Origin of the sequence: Thermocrinis ruber (assembly GCF_000512735.1) — a bacterium.
Classification (GTDB): domain Bacteria; phylum Aquificota; class Aquificia; order Aquificales; family Aquificaceae; genus Thermocrinis; species Thermocrinis ruber.
This window is the reverse complement of the sequence record NZ_CP007028.1, coordinates 59622-75783: the sequence shown is the minus strand read 5'-3', so window position 1 is coordinate 75783 and position 16162 is coordinate 59622. Positions and strand designations below refer to the sequence as shown.

Genomic DNA, 16162 nt, shown 5'->3' with positions numbered 1-16162 from the left:
ATCCTCCCCTTCTCTTTTTTTAATTGGACAGATTTATAGCCACTAAGAAGATTGGCAATACTCTGATTATAGAGGGAGAGGAGTTACAGCACGTATTTGCAAAGAGGATAAAGATAGGTCAGGAGCTTGAACTTTTTTTTGAGGATAAGCTCTACCTTTGTCTTCTTGAAAAACTTAACCCAAAAGGTGCCTTTTGCATTGTAATAAAAGAGCTTGAACTTGCTACACCCTTACCCTTTATAACCCTTTATCAGTGCGTGCCTGTGGAGCTAAAGACTGTGGACTTCATAGTGGAAAGGGTCAGTGAAGTGGGTGCATACCGCTTGGTGCCGACCCTATCAAAAAGAAGCTTTCAGAATATCACAGCCATAAACAAAAGAATGGAAAGGTGGAAGAGGGTAGCCCTTTCTGCCTTCAAACAGTGCAAAAGACCAAAGCCACTGGAAATTGCACCTCCCACAAGGCTTGAGGAATTAAAAGCAGATGCGGACCTGAACCTTCTGTTAGATAACTTTGGGGGAGAAAAAAGTCTAAAGGACCTGAACTTGAATGGAGTAAAAACAGTATCCTTGGTGGTGGGTCCGGAGGGAGGGTTTACCAGGCAAGAATCGGAGCTCTTGCGCGAAAGAGGATTCATACCCATAAAACTCTATCCTTACATCCTGCGTTCAGAAACCGCCGCACTGTTAGGTGTGGGACTTATTATGAACCTTAGTACTCCGCCTTAGTCCACATGTCCTCAGTGAACCTAACCACCCTATTTCTTCCCTCTTCCTTTGCCCTATATAGGGCAACGTCCGCAAACTTTATACACTGCCAGATCTTATCACTGTCCACTGGAAATTCAGAGACACCTATGGAAATTGTTTTCTTCAATTGGGCAGTTCCTATGTCTATAACTTTGCTTTCCAATGCCTTTCTTATCTTTTCAGCCACATGAACGCTGTATCCCGGTTGAACATCCATAAGCAGAACTAAGAATTCCTCCCCTCCGTATCTGACCACAATATCTGATTCCCTTATTGAAGACTTTATTGTCTTTGCCACCTCCACAAGCACCTTATCCCCCGCCTCGTGCCCATAAACATCATTGACCTGTTTGAAGTAATCTACGTCTATAGCCAGTATGCCAAGGGTTGTGCCCCTTCTTTTTATCTGGGCAGTAATAGTGTTTATGGTCTCTTCCAAAAACCTCCTGTTGTATAAACCAGTAAGGGGGTCTATTATTGAGTGCTCCTTTAACAGGTCCATGTAGATCCTTGCTTCTAAGACGGGTGCAGATTCATCCAAGTAGCCTTTAATGTAAGGGATCAAGAGCTCTATGAATTCTTCCATCTCTGGTTCATACACAATCTGAAAGATATTTCCCACCTTACCGCCCACATAAACCGGAATACAGTAATACCTTAGGCTACCAGAGATGCATGCTTCGTTGTCTATGAAGTTTGGACAAAGACAAATAAATTCCCTTGAATCCACGGGCGTACCTGTTCTCTTTGCCCTGCATTCGTCCGCGTTATCATATATAACTTCATTGCACCAGCTTTCCATACCCTCTACCCATACAGGTTTGATACGGTTTCCCTTTGGGTCAACCTCGTAGAAGGAAAACTTATCCAAGCTCATATACTCTTTGAATATGTCTATAAGGCGTTTATACACATCCTGCTTTGTTTTATCTTTCTCTACTACCCTCTTGAATTTGTATATTTTCAATAGTTCATCCACCATTTTGGAAGTATCGCTCAGTATATCCCCCGTCTTAAGAACACTATACCCTATCATAGCCCTAACCTTATCCTCTATCTCCCTCAACATTCTATCAAGATGTTCAAAAGTTTTGTTCATATTGTCTGTCAAATCTTTAGCTTCGTCCTTCAACTCGGTTGCTAGCCTATAAGTGAAGTCTCCGTTCTTTGCCCTTTGTACTGCATATTTTATTTGTTCCATAAGCTTCACATATGGTTGAAAGAATTTTTTTAGGATGATACCCGCACTGATCATTCCAAGGAAAAAGATAAAACCCAAAGCAAGAAGAAAGATTAACGACATATTTCTTACGGGAGTTATATCCATGGTTAAACTTATAGCACCAAGAACCTCTCCCTCCTTTGCTTGATGGCAGTTTAGACAGTTGATGCCCTTTGTGGGCACCGCCTTATAGGGTATGACTACCTTGTAGGTAGCCTTTCCAATACTTTCCTCCAAGAATTCAACGACTTTTCCCTCTGCCAAGACTTTTTTTCTAAGTCATCCTGTGGGGTTTCCAGTAAGCTACCGGGACCAAACTGTTTAATAACACTTTCACCTCTTATTACCCTTATGCTTTCCACCGTCGGAATCTCTCTGATCCTGTCCAAAAACTCATTTCTCTTGTCCATAACACCCATTACCATGTATGAGGTCAGGGTATCTCTGACCAACTCTGCAATGGCCAAGGCTTTGCTTTTTGATTCTCTTAATGCGAACATCCTATAACTCAGTGCAAGTATAGAAATAACCAGCAAAAAGATCAGGCTCAGCAGCAACCAGACCCTAATGGTTAGCCTTCTTTCCATTACCTCCTTAGGTTAGCGGCTTGCCCAAGCATCTCGTCCGCAGCGATTATACCTTTTGTGTTAAATTCAAAGGCCCTTTGGGCGATTATAAGGCTTACCATCTCCTCCACTATGTTTACATTGGAGGATTCCAAGTATCCCTGAAGGAGTGTTCCTAGACCTTGATTGCCCGGGTTGTCTATAACTGGTTCTCCTGAGGCATCAGTTTGGATAAACAGGTTGTTCCCGATCCTTCTCAGTCCTGCGGGATTAATAAACTTGGCAAGTTCTATCCTTCCTACCTCCTCCACTGCAGTGGCACCCTGCCTGAGTACAGAAACTGTCCCATCGGCACTTATACTTACGCTGATGGCATCTGCTGGGATGGTAATCTCCGGGTCAAGGGGATATCCGTCTGGGTTTACTATCCTTCCTTCCGCATCAAGGCGAAACTGACCGTTGCGAGTGTATGCAATGGTTCCGTCTGGAAGGACCACCTTGAAGAATCCATCACCTTGAATAGCTATATCCAACTGGTTTCCCGTTTGAAATATGTTTCCCTGTGTGAATATGCCGTAGGTATCAGAGACATAGACTCCCAAGCCTATTTGGAAGCCAGAGGGATTTCTGGTGGTTGGTGAGGTAGGTGCCCCCGGCTCCCTTATAGTTTGATAGACCAAATCTTGAAAGGTAGCCCTCATCTTCTTAAAGCCCACTGTATTAACGTTTGCCATATTGTGGGATATTACATCAAGGTTTGTTTGCTGGGCGGTCATCCCAGAGGCTGAAGTCCAAAGGGCTCTAAACATAGCACATCCCTCCTTTTTTTATAGTTTCAATTCTATTTTATTCCACCTTAAACAATTTGCACACATGGGCGTGTATTCTTTGTAACGTGTTCCACAAACACATTCCCAAGCTTTTAAAGACTCTTCCAATATTTTTGCACACATCCTGTCCTCTTCCCTATGGGAGGATGAAGATACAGCCAAAGTCCTGTAATAGTCTGGCAGGACCTCTAAAAGAGGTTTAACCTTAGAAAAGAGACCTAAACGCAAATAGACCAAAGCTAAAACTACTGTGTTTATCTGATCCCTTCGCCTTTCTATTATGTCCATAAGCTTTGTAAGTAAAGCTTCTTTTCCTAGCAAAATCATCAAAATTTGGTTATGAAGCCCATCCTCAAAGCTCCTTTCAAAGAGCTTTATCGCGTCCCTTTCCTTTCCTGAATCAGCATAGGCAAGTATATGTGCGGAGTAAGTTAGAGGAGTTCTATAAACGTCAAAGGCTTTCTCAGCATAATCTTGATCCTTGGAAGTTATATAAAGGCTTGCCAGCAATTCAGCCAGAATCTTTTTTTGGTTTTCCCTGTCCCACTTTTCACAATTTTTTAACACCTTTTCCTGAAGCTCCACCGCATCTTTTAAGTTGCCCTTCAAAAAGTTAATGTCCCTTAGTCCTTTCAACGCTAAGAGGTTATCAGGCTCCCGCTCTATAATCCTTTCAAACTTCTCCTGAGCCTCTTCTATGTGATGTAGTTTTAGAAGCATTAACGCACAAAGGGGACTGGAAAAATTCAGAAGTTTGTTGATATCTTCCCTTTCGTAGGCACCGTAGCAAGCAAAGGTTTCCGTGAAGGGATTTCCTTGAAAACTCTGTTCTGCTTTTAAAAAGAATCCTCTGTTTAGCCTCTCAACACCCTCTTTGAGGTTTTCCACAATTCTCCTAAGGGACCACTCCCTTGGCATAAAGTATAAAAAGGCAAAAAGAAAACCAAGAAAAATACTCAAAAGCACCAACACGAATAGAGGAGCATATCCTTTGTAATTAAAGAAAGAAATTTCCACTATCAAGGTGTTCTGAACCACAAAAACCAAAAAGAGGACTATCAGAAAAATTAAGAGAATAAGCTTAATAAATCTCAAACCTCAACCCTCCTAGCGGTTGAATAAAGCCACTCAAGGTCATAGTAATCTCTCCATTCCTTTTGGAAGATATGAACTATTATATCCATAAAGTCTATGAGCACCCAGTAAGCGTTTTCCAAACCTTCCACATGGTCTGGGTATATTCCCTCTTTACTTAAACTTTCAATCAGATAATCCGTAAGGGCTCTGGCATGAACAGCAGAGTTGGCAGTAACTATAACAAAGTAGTCCGCTATGTTTGTATGCTTAGAAACATCCAATACTACTATATCTTCTCCCTTCTTCTCTTCAAGAAGTGAGACAATCTTTTTCAAAAGCTCCATTATCTCTTAGCCAACCTTTGTAGTTCTTTGTAGTAACTGTTTTCTCCAAAGGTCTCTTTGTACTTTTCCATAAGCCTTAGACCTTCCTCTCTGCTACTTCTTGCCATATCATCCCATCTTTTGATTTGCTCTTCCAAAAAGGCTATTCTCTTTTGAATTGCTTTTTTCTCTTCCTCGTCCTTTGCAGAGCTCAAGCTCTTTCTTGCCTCCTCAATCCATTTTTTGTATACCCTCTTCCTTCTTTCTGCTTGCTTTTCCACCAACAGAAGGGACTTTATGTATCTGTAGAGAACCTCCGCCTGAGATACCTGTTCTGGATAATTTATCAGAAGGTCTCTGTATCTTAAGCTGGCTGAATAATAATAGCCATAGTCTTCGTAAAATTTGCCCACGAGATATTCATGGTCCGCAAGCCTTTTTTCAGCCCTTTCTAACACTTCTAACACTCTGTCCGCATACGCACTGTTTGGGTATTTGTTTAAAAACTCCTTAGCCTTTTCTATTGCCTTGTATGTGTAGGTTTGATCCCTGTAAGCATCGGGTGCCACTTTCATATAGCTGTCTATGAGTAGGTATTGAACCCTTTCTGATTCGGGCGCCTCTGGATAATTAAAGAGAAAGTCCTCAAAATAAACCACCGCGTTCACATAGTCTTTGCTCAAATAATAACTTTCTCCTATCGCTAACTTTATCTCCTTTATCTGTGCAGGGGTTAGGTTTTCAAGATACTTCAGGGCTTCCTTGAGTTTTTCCACAGCCTTTTTGTAATCCCTGTTGCCATAGGCAGACATTCCCTCCGAGTATAGCTCCACCGCAAGCTTTGCCCTCTTTTCTTCTGTTACCTTCGCACAGGAGAACAGAAGGGATAGGATGAATGCGATAAAAAACCACCTACCTAACATGTCTGATTTCATACTTATTGTAATCCAAGTTTTCATCCTCTATGATAACTACGTGATCCATTTTCTTTGCATTTATGTAACTTTCAACTGCTCCCTTTCTACCCTTGGGCACATAAACTTCCACAAAACCAGCGCCATGGTTTTCTATATCCAAGTCAAGCTCAAGGACATAAAGATTGTCTCCCTTTACCCTGCCAGAACCATTACAGTGGGGACAATCCTCTGTCAGCATTTGGGTTAAGCTTTTTCCACTTTTCCTTCTTGCCATCTCCAACACACCCAACTTGGTAAAACCGTATATCTGAACATTGCAAAGGTCTTCTCCGAGGGCTTCCTTGAGGGCGTTTATCACCTTATCTTTATTGCCCTGTTCCTTCATGTCTATAAAGTCTATCATTATTATTCCGCCCAGGTCCCTTAGGATGATCTGCTTGGCAATCTCTTTTACCGCCTCCAAGTTGGTCCTTAGGGCGTTTTCCTCCTGGGTATCACCGCAGGCGTCCCCGCTGTTTACATCTATAACAGTCATGGCTTCGGTTTCTTCTATTACAATGTAGCCTCCTCCCTTTAGCCAGAGGCGTTTTTGAAGGGCTCTTTTCAGGGCTTCCCTCAGACCAAAAGATACTGCTAATGCACTTGCATCTTTCACATAGTAAAGCTTGTTCAAGAGGGACGGCTCAAAGCCTTCCAAGAAGTTTGATATCTGATGCCAAAGCGAAACATCGTTGCAAAAGATACCCTCAAGGTCCGACCAGTGGGACCTTATCAGTTCCAAATGTTGGGGCAGTTCTTCCAAAAGAAGCTGAGGTTTTTTATTGCCTCTTAGCTTTGCCTTTAGGCTCTGATAAAGCCCTCTCAATTGCTGTAGCTCCCTCAGTATGTCCTCTTTACTTGCCCTAGCTGAAGCAGTTCTAAGTATTACTCCCTCATTCTGAAGGTCTTCTTTTATAAGATCCAGAAGCTTACACTTATCCTCAGTGGATAGCTTTGAAGAACATTTCACCTCCTGAGTTTCTGGCATATACACGATGTATTTACCGGGTATTTTTATACGATTGGTAAGCTTTATACCCTTTTCTCCCAGTTCATCCCTCACCCCCTGGACCAAAATCCAATCTCCAACCTTTAACATTTCTCCTTTCAAAGGTAGGTATGCCTCTTTGTCTAGACCTATATCTACAAAGACACCTCCCATGCCTTTTGCCAATCTTTTTACCTTTCCCAAGAAGACGCTTCCCACAACCCTCCTTCTATCCTTGCTATCAAGCCGTATCTTTACAACCTCATCTCCTTCCAAAAGAAAGGAAAATACATCGTTTTTTAAGCCTAAGACCACTAACTTTTTTGCCATGAGCTTATAACTTCCTTAAGGGTAAGCAGTATTACCAAAGAGACCAAAGCTACATACAGGGTACCAAGGAAGGCGTTGGTGTAGTCGTTCATTATGACCCTCTGGGCTATCTCAAAGGAGTTTATGCCCGCTGGCAGTTCTCCCATGGCAACATTTTGGGATATAAAGTTTGCGTGGGCTAAAAAGCCTATGCGTGGGTCTGGGTGGAATACCTTGAGGATGCCCGCACTTATGGTGTTTATTGCCATCAGAAGGGCTGGGAAACCTGCCACCCATAGGTATTTAAACTTACGGTTTTTTGCAAGATATAGAACCGCAAGGGTCAAGGCAGTAGTAGCCAAAAGCTGGTTGGATATGCCAAAGAGGGGCCAGAGGCTCCTTATACCACCGTATGGGTCGATTACACCCGCATACAGAAAATAGCCCCAGAGGGCTACGGTTATAAAGCTGGCGGTCATGTTTGCCCAGGGGTTGGAGTAATCCCTAAAGCTTTTGATAACTCCACCCAAAAGGTCCTGAAGGATGTATCTTCCCACCCTTGTGCCACTGTCTATGGTGGTAAGAATAAAGACCACTTCAAAGAGTATGGCAAAGTGATACCAGAAGGAGAGGAGGGCTTCTCCTGTTATGCGGGCAAAGATAAGAGCTATGCCTATGGCAAAGGCGGGAGCGCCACCAACCTTTGAGAGGATGGTTGGTTCTTCTATTAACTGCGCTATCCTCTTTAGCTCCTCCGCGGATATGTTAAAGCCCCAGGAGGAGATAATCTGGGCGGCGGTCTCTTCTGTCTTTCCTATAATGCTTGCGGGGCTGTTTATGGCAAAGTATAGCCCCGGTTCCATAGAAACCGCCGAGATGAGTGCCATTATTGCCACAAAGGATTCGCCCAGCATTGAACCATAACCCACCAGCCTAACGTGGCTTTCTTTGTCTAAAAGCTTTGGTGAGGTTCCGGAGGATATCAAGGCATGAAAGCCCGAGACCGCACCGCAGGCTATGGTGATCATCAAAAAGGGAAAAAGAGAACCCTGCCAAACGGGACCTATGCCTGTTTGTGCATACTGAGTTAGGGCGGGCATTTTGACCTCTGGATTGGCTATAAAAACGCCCAATCCTATGATGATTACAGTGCCCAGTTTCATAAAGGTGCTTAGGTAATCCCTCGGTGCCAGCAAGAGCCATACGGGCAAAGCGGAGGCAAAAAAGCCATAGATCATCAAACCAAAGGCTATTTGAACCTCCGAGAAGGTAAACAGTTTGCTTAAGGTTGGATGGGTTGCCACAAACCTACCCAGCACCAGAGAGAGCATCAAGAGGGAAATGCCTATAGCAGTTGCCTGTAGGACCGCCCCCGGTCTGATCTTCCACATGTATAGTCCCATGAGCATGGCTATGGGAATGGTGGCAAAGGAGGTAAAAGCAGACCATGGGCTCATGGCGGTAGCCTTGACCACCACCAAAGCAAGAACTGCCAGCAAGAACTGCCAGCAAGATGATAAGGATGGAGTAAATAACCAAGAGGACCACGAACCCACCGAACCTGCCCAAATACTCCCTTGCGATGGCACCCAAGCTTTTACCGCCCATCCGCATGGATATAGTAAGGATGAGCATGTCTTGGACCGCACCCGCCACCACCGCACCTATGGGGATCCAGATAACGCCCGGTAGATAGCCCATCTGTGCTGCAAGGACAGGACCAACCAGGGGACCAGCACCGGAGATGGACGCAAAGTGATGTCCAAAGAGCACCCACTTGTTGGTGGGCACATAGTCCAAGCCGTTGTAAAACTTGTGGGCGGGGGTAGGATTTTGGTCTGAGACTTCAAAAACTTTGTAGGCTATGTAGTAGCTGTAATACCTGTAGCCCAGAATGTAAAGGGAGAGGGCACATAGTAAAATCCAGCCCGCACTTACGGGCTCCTTTCTGTAAATAGCTAAGACATAAAAGGCAAGGGCAAAGAGTATGGAGAGAGCAACAAGTATTAGCCTATCCTTTAAGTTCATAACAGGTGGGTTCTAAAGAACTCTATGGTCTTCAGCCACACATCCTTGGCATACTCTTCGTGATAGACCTCAGGTCTTGTGTCGTTGAAAAAGGCGTGATCCACACCCGCATAGATCAAAAACTGGGCATTTACTTTGTTTTCGTTGCACTTTTGGATGGCTTCCATCACCTCGGAGAGGGGTACGAAAGCATCCATGCCCGCATGCACCGCAAGGACTGGTGCTTTTATCTTTGAAAAGTCAATCTCCGCAAGCTTGTATAAACCGTAATATGGCACAAGGGCTTTAAAGTCCTCTATCCTTGAGCCAAAATACCAAACACATGTGCCACCACAACAGTATCCAGTTGCACCAAACATAAACTCGCCCACCCTCGGCACATAGCCCATGTCTTCCTTTTTAAAGTATTCGAGGGATGCCCTAACCATGTTCTCCGCTTCCTGCAGACGGTTTTGCATAAGGTCCATCATCAGCTTCCCTGCATCCTCTGGGTTGTCCGCAGTCTTTCCTTTGTAGAGGTCTATGGCGAAGGCGTAAAAGCCCTCCCTGGCGAAGCGCTCGCACACATCTTCTATGTGTTTGACAAGCCCCCACCACTCGTGAAAGACCATAATAAGGGGTGCTTGTTTTTGCATATTTTCAGGCTCCGCCAGATAGCCAGAAACCTCCACTCCATTCACATTAAAACTTATCCTTTGACCCATGGCAATAACCTCCTGTCTTTGAATTATAACATCTCAAGGGCGGATTTTAGAACTTCCTTTGCTTGCTCTTGGGTGGGCATTTCCACATAGACCCTGATCAAAGGCTCAGTGCCAGAAGCCCTCAAGAGGAGCCATCCATCTCCCTCAAAGACGAGCTTTAGCCCATCCTTTGTTATGACCTCCTTAACTTTGAACCCACCAATCTGAGAGGGAGGATTTTTTATAAGTTCCTTTAGCTTGTTCTTTTTCTCTTCCTCCGCATGAAGGTCATGCCGTAGGTAGTAGGCACTGCCATAAGTTTCAAAGACCTCCTCCACTATTTGGGAAAGGCTCTTTCCCTTGGTATATAGGAGCTCCAAAAGGCTGAGCCCAGAAAAGAGCCCATCCCTTTCAGGCAAAAAGTGTATTATTCCATATCCTCCGCTCTCTTCGCCACCAAAGATGACCTTTTCCCTAAAGAGAACATCGTTTATGTGCTTGAAGCCCACTGGCACCTCCAAAAGCTTAACACCCTCCGCCCTGCATATCCGATCCACCAAATAGCTGGTGGAGACGGTCTTTACCACCACGCCGTCCTTTAAGCCTTTGTTCTTTAAAAGGTGTAGCAAAAGAAGGACATATATGAGTTGGGTGTTCACAAAATTTCCCTTTTCATCGCAGAGGGCTACGCGGTCTCCGTCGCCGTCGTTGGCTATGCCCACCCTTGCCCCCAAGGCACGCACCTTATCAAAGAGCGGTCCAAGGTACTTCTCTATGGGCTCTGGTGGATGCCCACCAAAGAGGGGGTCCCTTTTTGTCCTTATGCCAACCACGCTTAAGGGTGTGTTAAGGAGTGCCTCCGAGAAGAGTCCCGCTGAACTGCCATGCATAGCATCGTGCACCAAAAGGTCCTCCTCTTCAAAGAGCTCTAAGTTTATAAGTTCCTGGACCTTTTTAATGTAAGGACCTTTCAGGTCTATAAGCTCGGGCTTTTTGTTGTCTACCTTTACCTCCTGCGTGCGGTTGGCTAGCTCCTCTACCTTTTTCACAAATTCCTCCCTGGCAGAGCCTCCAAAGGATTCCTTTATCTTGTAGCCGTTGTACTTGCCCGGGTTATGGGAGGCGGTGATCATCACACCACCGTCAAAGCCCAGGTACTTTACCCCAAAGGATACCATGGGCGTCGTGCATTCTTCCTCCGAAAGATAAGCTTCAAGCCCAAGGGTCAAAAAGACCTTGCATACCTCCTGTGCAAACTCTTTGCTTAAGAACCTCCTGTCGTAGCCCACCACCACCCTCTTTTTACCCTCCTCTTGGAGCACCAGCCCATGGGCGTAGGCTACTTTTCTTACGTTTTCAAAGGTGAACTGCTCTCCTATTACCGCCCTCCAACCATCGGTGCCAAATCTTATTGACATAGGCAAAATTTTAACGAAAAATTATTTTTATAGTGCCCGTAGCTCAGTTGGATAGAGCGTGGGTCTCCGGAACCCAAGGTCGGGGGTTCAAGTCCCCCCGGGCACGCTTATAATTTAATAGATAGACGGCCCGTAGCTCAACTGGACAGAGCGTGGGACTACGGATCCCAAGGTTGCGGGTTCGACTCCCGCCGGGCTGGCTTTTACTATGAAGCAAAGGGAACCTATCGTAGCCATAGCTACACCCTATGGAGAAAGTGCCATTGGCGTTGTAAGACTCAGCGGTCTGGGTGTTTTGGAAAAGGTTTTGCCCTTTGTGGAGCTAAAAGGTAAGCTAAAGCCCAGGTATGCCCACTTCGTGAAGGTCCTTGACGCGGAGGGAAATCCTATAGACGAAGGCATAATGATCTATTACCAGTCTCCCAAAAGCTACACCGGTGAGGATATGGTGGAGTTGTTTTTGCACGGAAACCCTTTGATATTAAAAAAGGTGGTAGAGCTTTTTCTTCAGAACGGTGTAAGGCTTGCGGAGCGGGGTGAATTTACCAAAAGGGCCTTTTTGAACGGAAAGATGGACCTCCTTCAGGCGGAGGCGGTGGGAGACCTAATATCCGCCAAGTCTGAGCTTGCCCTAAAAAGTGCCCTAAGACAACTCAGAGGAGACCTATCCCAGCTCATTGTTCCCCTCAGGGAAAAAATCCTTAACCTCTGCGCCTTTGTGGAGGCAAGCATAGAGTTTGAGGAACAGGACATACCAACCCTGAGCGAGGAAGAAATAAAAAGCCAACTTGAGGAAATAAAAACCAAAATAGAGGAATTGCTTGCCACAGTCCGAACGGGGGAGTTTTTGAGAAAAGGCGTCAATCTGGCAATAGTGGGCAAGCCCAATGTAGGTAAATCCTCTCTCTTTAACAAATTGCTGGGCACCCAAAGGGCAATCGTCACGGACATTCCGGGCACCACGCGAGACTTTTTGCAGGAGCCTTTGAACTTGGAAGGCATCCCAATAAACCTCATAGATACCGCAGGCATTAGACATTCTGAGGATCCAGTGGAAAAAATTGGCATAGAAAGGAGCATACAAAAGCTAAACACCGCCCATCTTATACTCTTTGTGGTTCAGGCTCACGAGCCTGTTGAAGAGGAAGACCTGTACATCTACTCCCTTGTGAAGGATAAAAACCATATAGTGGTTCTAAACAAGGCAGACCTTGGCTTTTGGGAAGGGCACAGAAAGTTATTTCCGAGCTTTGTACTGGTCAGTGCCAAAGATGGAAGCGGTATAGAAGAGCTAAAGGCCACTATCCTTTCCAACTTGGGTGCGAGCGTGGGCGAAGGGCTTTATATTTCCCTGAGGCATGCAGACCTCTTGCAAAAATCCTTGGGTGTTATAAAATTAATACTGGAAAAAAACTTAAAAGAGTTGTCGCCCGAGATCCTAATGCTATACCTCAGAGAGGTTCAACTTTATTTAGAAGAGCTTTTAGGTGCTATTACAACGGAGGAGCTTTTGGGAGAGATATTTTCTAACTTTTGCATAGGCAAATAATAAGGAGGTCAAAGGATGGAAGAAACCCAAGTTCAGGAGAGGAAACTTTACTCCTACGAAGAGTTAAAGAAGATGTCCTTTGCAGAACTACAAAAGATCGGCAGGGAGCTTGAGCTGAGGCGTGTCACTGGTCTCAGAAAGGAGGAGCTCATAGAAGACATACTCCAAGCTCAAGCCCAGTTGGAGGGTTTGAACTTCGTAAAGGGTGTTTTGGAGATTCTGCCGGAGGGTTATGGCTTTATCAGAAAACAAGAGAACAACTACATGCCAAGTCCTGGGGATGTTTATGTGGCACCTTCCCAGATTAAAAAGTTTGGACTGAGGACGGGAGACCAGATCATAGGTTTTGCAAGACCACCGCAAGATAGAGAAAAGTATCAAGCCCTAATTAGGATAGAGTCCGTGTGTGGGCTTAGCCCAGACCCAGAGATCCTACGGTCAAGACCTCAATTTGAAAAGCTAACACCCTTCCATCCCACCGAAAGGTTCAATCTTGAAACCACACCGGATGAGCTATCCACAAGGGTAGTCAGCCTTATAGCACCCATAGGCAAGGGTCAAAGGGGTCTCATAGTAGCACCACCAAAGGCAGGAAAAACGGTCCTTCTTCAAAAGATCGCTAAAGCTCTAATACAGAATCATCCAGAGGTCTATCTAATAATCCTGCTCATAGACGAAAGACCGGAAGAGGTTACTGAGATGAGGAGGATTGTGGGAGATGGGGCGGAGGTTATAGCTTCCACCTTTGACGAGCCACCAGAAAGGCACATGCAGGTGGCGGAGCTTGTCATAGAAAAGGCAAAGAGAATGGTGGAGCTAAAGCAGGATGTGGTGATCCTCTTGGACTCTATGACACGCTTCGGCAGGGCTTCCAACGCAGTAACTCCTTCCACGGGTAGAGTTCTCTCCGGTGGTATAGAGGCAACCGCTTTGCAAAGACCTAAAAAGTTCTTTGGTGCTGCAAGAAACATTGAAGAGGGAGGTTCTTTAACCATCATAGCCACTGCCCTCATAGAAACGGGCTCAAGGATGGACGATGTTATCTACGAAGAATTTAAAGGCACTGGAAACATGGAGATCCATCTTGACAGAAAGCTCATGGAAAGAAGAATATTCCCAGCCATCAACATAGAAAAGTCTGGCACCCGCAAGGAGGAGCTACTCTTGGAAGAGTGGGAATTGCAGAGGGTTTGGGTGCTCAGAAAGTTCTTGGCGACCATGGACCCGGTGGAGGCGATGGAGTTCCTTTTGGACAAGCTCAAAAAGTTCAAAACCAACAAAGATTTTCTAAAGGCGATGCACTCTTAAGGTGTTAATATAAGCCCTTTTGACATACATCTTTGCAAAACCTTTGGATTAGGATGTAGTGAGGAATATTTTTGCTCCTTTATCCGCCGGAAGGATCTCTTCCAAAATATCCCCATACTCTTGACAATACCACACTCAAAGTTTATTATAAAAATCTATGCAATCTTCCAAAAAGGATTACTACGAGATTCTTGGGGTTCCAAGGAACGCGACGCAGGAGGAAATAAAGAAGGCATACCGACGTCTTGCCAGAAAGTATCATCCCGATTTTAACAAGGACCCAGAGGCACAGGAGAAATTCAAGGAGATCAACGAAGCCTATCAGGTCCTTTCGGACCCAGAAAAGAGAAAGCTCTACGACCAGTATGGACACGCCGCCTTTCAGACTTCTTCCGGTGGTAGTGAATACAGCGAGCAAGCTTGGAAAGATATTTTTGAAACCGTAGAGGACCTCTTTAGAGGCTTTGGCTTTGAGGATATATTTGAGAGAAGGGGGAGAAAGCGTTCTCAAAGAAGACCCATAAAGGGCGAAGATATATACTACACGGTGGAGCTCACTTTGGAGGAGGCTTACTCCGGCAAAGTGGTGAGCGTCCCACTAGTTAGGGAGGTTCCATGCCCTGCCTGTGAAGGCTTAGGATATGATAGATATAAAGGAGAAAGGACTTGTCCTACTTGTGATGGCAGAGGTAGTATATACCAAAGGCAGTTTTTCATAAGCATCTCTCAAACCTGTCCTACCTGTGGTGGAGAGGGAGTAATCAGGGAGCCTTGTAGTAGATGCGGTGGAAAAGGTACCGTTCCAGAAAGGGAGGAGGTGAAGGTACGGATTCCCCCGGGTGTGGATAACGGTAGCAGGGTTCTTGTAGAAGGGAAAGGTCATGCAGGACTATACGGCGGTCCACCCGGCGACCTTTATTTGCTTGTGAAGGTTTTGCCCCATAGGCTCTTTGAAAGGAGAGGAGATAACCTTTACTTGGATGTAAACCTAAAGCTCACCGAAGCGGTTATGGGAACTGAGCTTGAAGTACCCACCTTAAATGGTGAGAAGATTAAGGTGAAGATCCCCGCAGGCGTGAAAGAGGGAGACACAGTCCGAGTGGAAGGGAAGGGTATGCCAAAGCTCAGGGGCGGTGGTTTTGGAGACCTATTCCTTAGGGTCCATATAGACATACCCAAGCTGAGCTTTTGGGAAAAACACTTCGGAGATGGCAAAAAGATCAAACAGCTTCTTGAAGAGTTAGACAAACTACTACCTGAACCCACCAGATTGAGGGTAAGACAGCCATGAAGAGGGAAGTTAAAAAGAAATACACCATAGGCGTAGTGGCAGAAATGTATAACATACATCCGCAGACCCTCCGCCTTTATGAAAAGGAGGGCCTCATAAAACCATACAGGAGCAAAGGAAGGACCAGATATTACACGGAGGAAGACCTAAAGAGGTTGGAGCTTGTGCTTACCCTCTCCCGGGAGCTTGGGGTAAATTTGGCGGGCATTGAAATCATCCTGAGAATGAAGGAGCAGATGGAGGAGATGGAAAGGCAGATCCAAAAACTCTTGGAAATCATCCAAAAAAGCTTACGGGAGGAAGAAAGTGAAGAAGTTAAGGCAATCGTGCTCTCTAGCAAAAGTGTGGTGGCACGCCTTCAGGATATAATTAACAGGCATGAGAATAAGGGAGACTGACCTACCGGGTATAGGCAAAAAGTATGTGGTGCTATTAAAGAGCGGTAAAGAGCTTGTGATAATAATCCACAATACGGGCAGGAGGGAGATATATCTTATGGAGGATGAAGAGCCCAGATGTGTTATAGAGCTGACCGATGAGGAGGCAAAGGAGCTTGGCTTTTTGGTGGCGGGTGCCACATACCAACCTATTTCCACAGAAAAGATGGAAATGATCCTCCAACAGGTGGTGATGGAATGGGTAAAGGTTCATCAAAACTCAAACTTTGTTAATAAGACCATCGCGGAGCTTGAAATAAGGAGAAAGACTGGCGTTTCCATAATTGCCATAGAGAGGGGAGGGAAAGTGATCCCAAGTCCAGACCCTTACAAAGAACATATAAGGGCAGGAGACACACTGATTGCGGTGGGCACCAGACAGCAAATGAAAGCCTTTTTAGACCTATGCGGAGGATGTAGCACTTAGG

The 16162-nt window shown here is 45.2% G+C and carries 16 protein-coding genes, 2 tRNA genes and 1 pseudogene; 8 read left to right on the top strand and 11 right to left on the bottom strand.

Annotated elements, in window-relative coordinates:
• Positions 1-23: 23 nt before the first annotated feature.
• Positions 24-728: an RsmE family RNA methyltransferase gene (locus THERU_RS00440; RefSeq protein WP_025305313.1), complete on the top strand. Its 705-nt coding sequence runs from the start codon at positions 24-26 to the stop codon at positions 726-728.
• On the opposite strand, the gene THERU_RS00435 is transcribed toward THERU_RS00440, so the two are convergent.
• The 11 genes and pseudogenes from THERU_RS00435 to THERU_RS00395 all read right to left on the bottom strand — a co-directional run bounded on the left by THERU_RS00435 (position 712) and on the right by THERU_RS00395 (position 11149).
• Entirely contained in the window at positions 712-2235 is a 1524-nt protein-coding gene (locus THERU_RS00435; RefSeq protein ID WP_245565826.1) for a GGDEF domain-containing protein, read from the bottom strand. The genes THERU_RS00440 and THERU_RS00435 overlap by 17 nt on opposite strands.
• On the bottom strand, positions 2172-2558 hold the full coding sequence (locus THERU_RS08655; RefSeq protein ID WP_245565825.1) for a hypothetical protein: 387 nt from the start codon (positions 2556-2558) through the stop codon (positions 2172-2174). Before THERU_RS08655 ends, THERU_RS00435 begins: the two co-directional genes overlap by 64 nt.
• On the bottom strand, positions 2558-3346 hold the full coding sequence (gene flgG / locus THERU_RS00430; protein WP_025305312.1) for a flagellar basal-body rod protein FlgG: 789 nt from the start codon (positions 3344-3346) through the stop codon (positions 2558-2560). Before flgG ends, THERU_RS08655 begins: the two co-directional genes overlap by 1 nt.
• 18 nt (positions 3347-3364) lie before the next feature.
• Complete coding sequence (locus THERU_RS00425) at positions 3365-4462, bottom strand: LapA family protein (RefSeq protein WP_025305311.1); 1098 nt, start codon at positions 4460-4462, stop codon at positions 3365-3367.
• Positions 4459-4788 (bottom strand): ribosome silencing factor, encoded by a 330-nt coding sequence (gene rsfS, locus THERU_RS00420; protein ID WP_025305310.1) that lies wholly within the window; start codon positions 4786-4788, stop codon positions 4459-4461. The genes THERU_RS00425 and rsfS overlap by 4 nt, the downstream gene beginning before the upstream one ends.
• On the bottom strand, positions 4788-5702 hold the full coding sequence (locus THERU_RS00415) for an outer membrane protein assembly factor BamD (protein WP_025305309.1): 915 nt from the start codon (positions 5700-5702) through the stop codon (positions 4788-4790). The genes rsfS and THERU_RS00415 overlap by 1 nt, the downstream gene beginning before the upstream one ends.
• Complete coding sequence (locus THERU_RS00410) at positions 5680-7041, bottom strand: Rne/Rng family ribonuclease (protein ID WP_025305308.1); 1362 nt, start codon at positions 7039-7041, stop codon at positions 5680-5682. The genes THERU_RS00415 and THERU_RS00410 overlap by 23 nt, the downstream gene beginning before the upstream one ends.
• Complete coding sequence (locus tag THERU_RS08730; RefSeq protein ID WP_281168723.1) at positions 7026-8576, bottom strand: carbon starvation CstA family protein; 1551 nt, start codon at positions 8574-8576, stop codon at positions 7026-7028. The genes THERU_RS00410 and THERU_RS08730 overlap by 16 nt, the downstream gene beginning before the upstream one ends.
• A 100-nt stretch (positions 8577-8676) precedes the next feature.
• Positions 8677-9048 (bottom strand): annotated as a pseudogene (locus THERU_RS08725) (carbon starvation CstA family protein); the annotation flags it as partial.
• On the bottom strand, positions 9045-9752 hold the full coding sequence (locus THERU_RS00400; protein ID WP_025305307.1) for a dienelactone hydrolase family protein: 708 nt from the start codon (positions 9750-9752) through the stop codon (positions 9045-9047). The pseudogene THERU_RS08725 and the gene THERU_RS00400, both read right to left, overlap by 4 nt.
• 23 nt (positions 9753-9775) lie before the next feature.
• On the bottom strand, positions 9776-11149 hold the full coding sequence (locus tag THERU_RS00395) for a phosphoglucomutase/phosphomannomutase family protein (protein WP_025305306.1): 1374 nt from the start codon (positions 11147-11149) through the stop codon (positions 9776-9778).
• 32 nt (positions 11150-11181) lie between these two features.
• Here THERU_RS00395 and THERU_RS00390 point away from each other — a divergent pair.
• The 7 genes from THERU_RS00390 to THERU_RS00360 all read left to right on the top strand — a co-directional run bounded on the left by THERU_RS00390 (position 11182) and on the right by THERU_RS00360 (position 16161).
• A tRNA-Arg gene (locus tag THERU_RS00390) sits at positions 11182-11255 on the top strand.
• 20 nt (positions 11256-11275) lie between these two features.
• Positions 11276-11349 (top strand) — tRNA-Arg (locus THERU_RS00385).
• 8 nt (positions 11350-11357) lie between these two features.
• On the top strand, positions 11358-12698 hold the full coding sequence (gene mnmE / locus THERU_RS00380) for a tRNA uridine-5-carboxymethylaminomethyl(34) synthesis GTPase MnmE (RefSeq protein ID WP_025305305.1): 1341 nt from the start codon (positions 11358-11360) through the stop codon (positions 12696-12698).
• Positions 12699-12713: 15 nt separating this feature from the next.
• Positions 12714-14006: a transcription termination factor Rho gene (gene rho, locus THERU_RS00375; protein ID WP_025305304.1), complete on the top strand. Its 1293-nt coding sequence runs from the start codon at positions 12714-12716 to the stop codon at positions 14004-14006.
• Positions 14007-14163: 157 nt separating this feature from the next.
• The gene (dnaJ, locus tag THERU_RS00370; protein ID WP_025305303.1) at positions 14164-15297 is read left to right on the top strand and encodes a molecular chaperone DnaJ; all 1134 of its coding nucleotides are present in this window, start codon (positions 14164-14166) and stop codon (positions 15295-15297) included.
• Positions 15294-15695: a heat shock protein transcriptional repressor HspR gene (locus tag THERU_RS00365; protein WP_025305302.1), complete on the top strand. Its 402-nt coding sequence runs from the start codon at positions 15294-15296 to the stop codon at positions 15693-15695. Before dnaJ ends, THERU_RS00365 begins: the two co-directional genes overlap by 4 nt.
• Entirely contained in the window at positions 15676-16161 is a 486-nt protein-coding gene (locus THERU_RS00360) for a cation:proton antiporter regulatory subunit (RefSeq protein WP_025305301.1), read from the top strand. Before THERU_RS00365 ends, THERU_RS00360 begins: the two co-directional genes overlap by 20 nt.
• Position 16162 lies beyond the last annotated feature (1 nt).

Excerpts from the sequence above, each read along its gene's own strand:
- THERU_RS00365 (WP_025305302.1), top strand. The coding sequence starts at position 15,294 with ATGAAGAGGGAAGTTAAAAAGAAATACACCATAGGCGTAGTGGCAGAA.
- mnmE (WP_025305305.1), top strand. The coding sequence starts at position 11,358 with ATGAAGCAAAGGGAACCTATCGTAGCCATAGCTACACCCTATGGAGAA.
- dnaJ (WP_025305303.1), top strand. The coding sequence starts at position 14,164 with ATGCAATCTTCCAAAAAGGATTACTACGAGATTCTTGGGGTTCCAAGG.
- flgG (WP_025305312.1), bottom strand. The coding sequence starts at position 3,346 with ATGTTTAGAGCCCTTTGGACTTCAGCCTCTGGGATGACCGCCCAGCAA.
- rsfS (WP_025305310.1), bottom strand. The coding sequence starts at position 4,788 with ATGGAGCTTTTGAAAAAGATTGTCTCACTTCTTGAAGAGAAGAAGGGA.
- THERU_RS00360 (WP_025305301.1), top strand. The coding sequence starts at position 15,676 with ATGAGAATAAGGGAGACTGACCTACCGGGTATAGGCAAAAAGTATGTG.
- THERU_RS00400 (WP_025305307.1), bottom strand. The coding sequence starts at position 9,752 with ATGGGTCAAAGGATAAGTTTTAATGTGAATGGAGTGGAGGTTTCTGGC.
- THERU_RS00410 (WP_025305308.1), bottom strand. The coding sequence starts at position 7,041 with ATGGCAAAAAAGTTAGTGGTCTTAGGCTTAAAAAACGATGTATTTTCC.
- THERU_RS00415 (WP_025305309.1), bottom strand. The coding sequence starts at position 5,702 with ATGAAATCAGACATGTTAGGTAGGTGGTTTTTTATCGCATTCATCCTA.
- rho (WP_025305304.1), top strand. The coding sequence starts at position 12,714 with ATGGAAGAAACCCAAGTTCAGGAGAGGAAACTTTACTCCTACGAAGAG.
- THERU_RS08655 (WP_245565825.1), bottom strand. The coding sequence starts at position 2,558 with ATGGAAAGAAGGCTAACCATTAGGGTCTGGTTGCTGCTGAGCCTGATC.
- THERU_RS00395 (WP_025305306.1), bottom strand. The coding sequence starts at position 11,149 with ATGTCAATAAGATTTGGCACCGATGGTTGGAGGGCGGTAATAGGAGAG.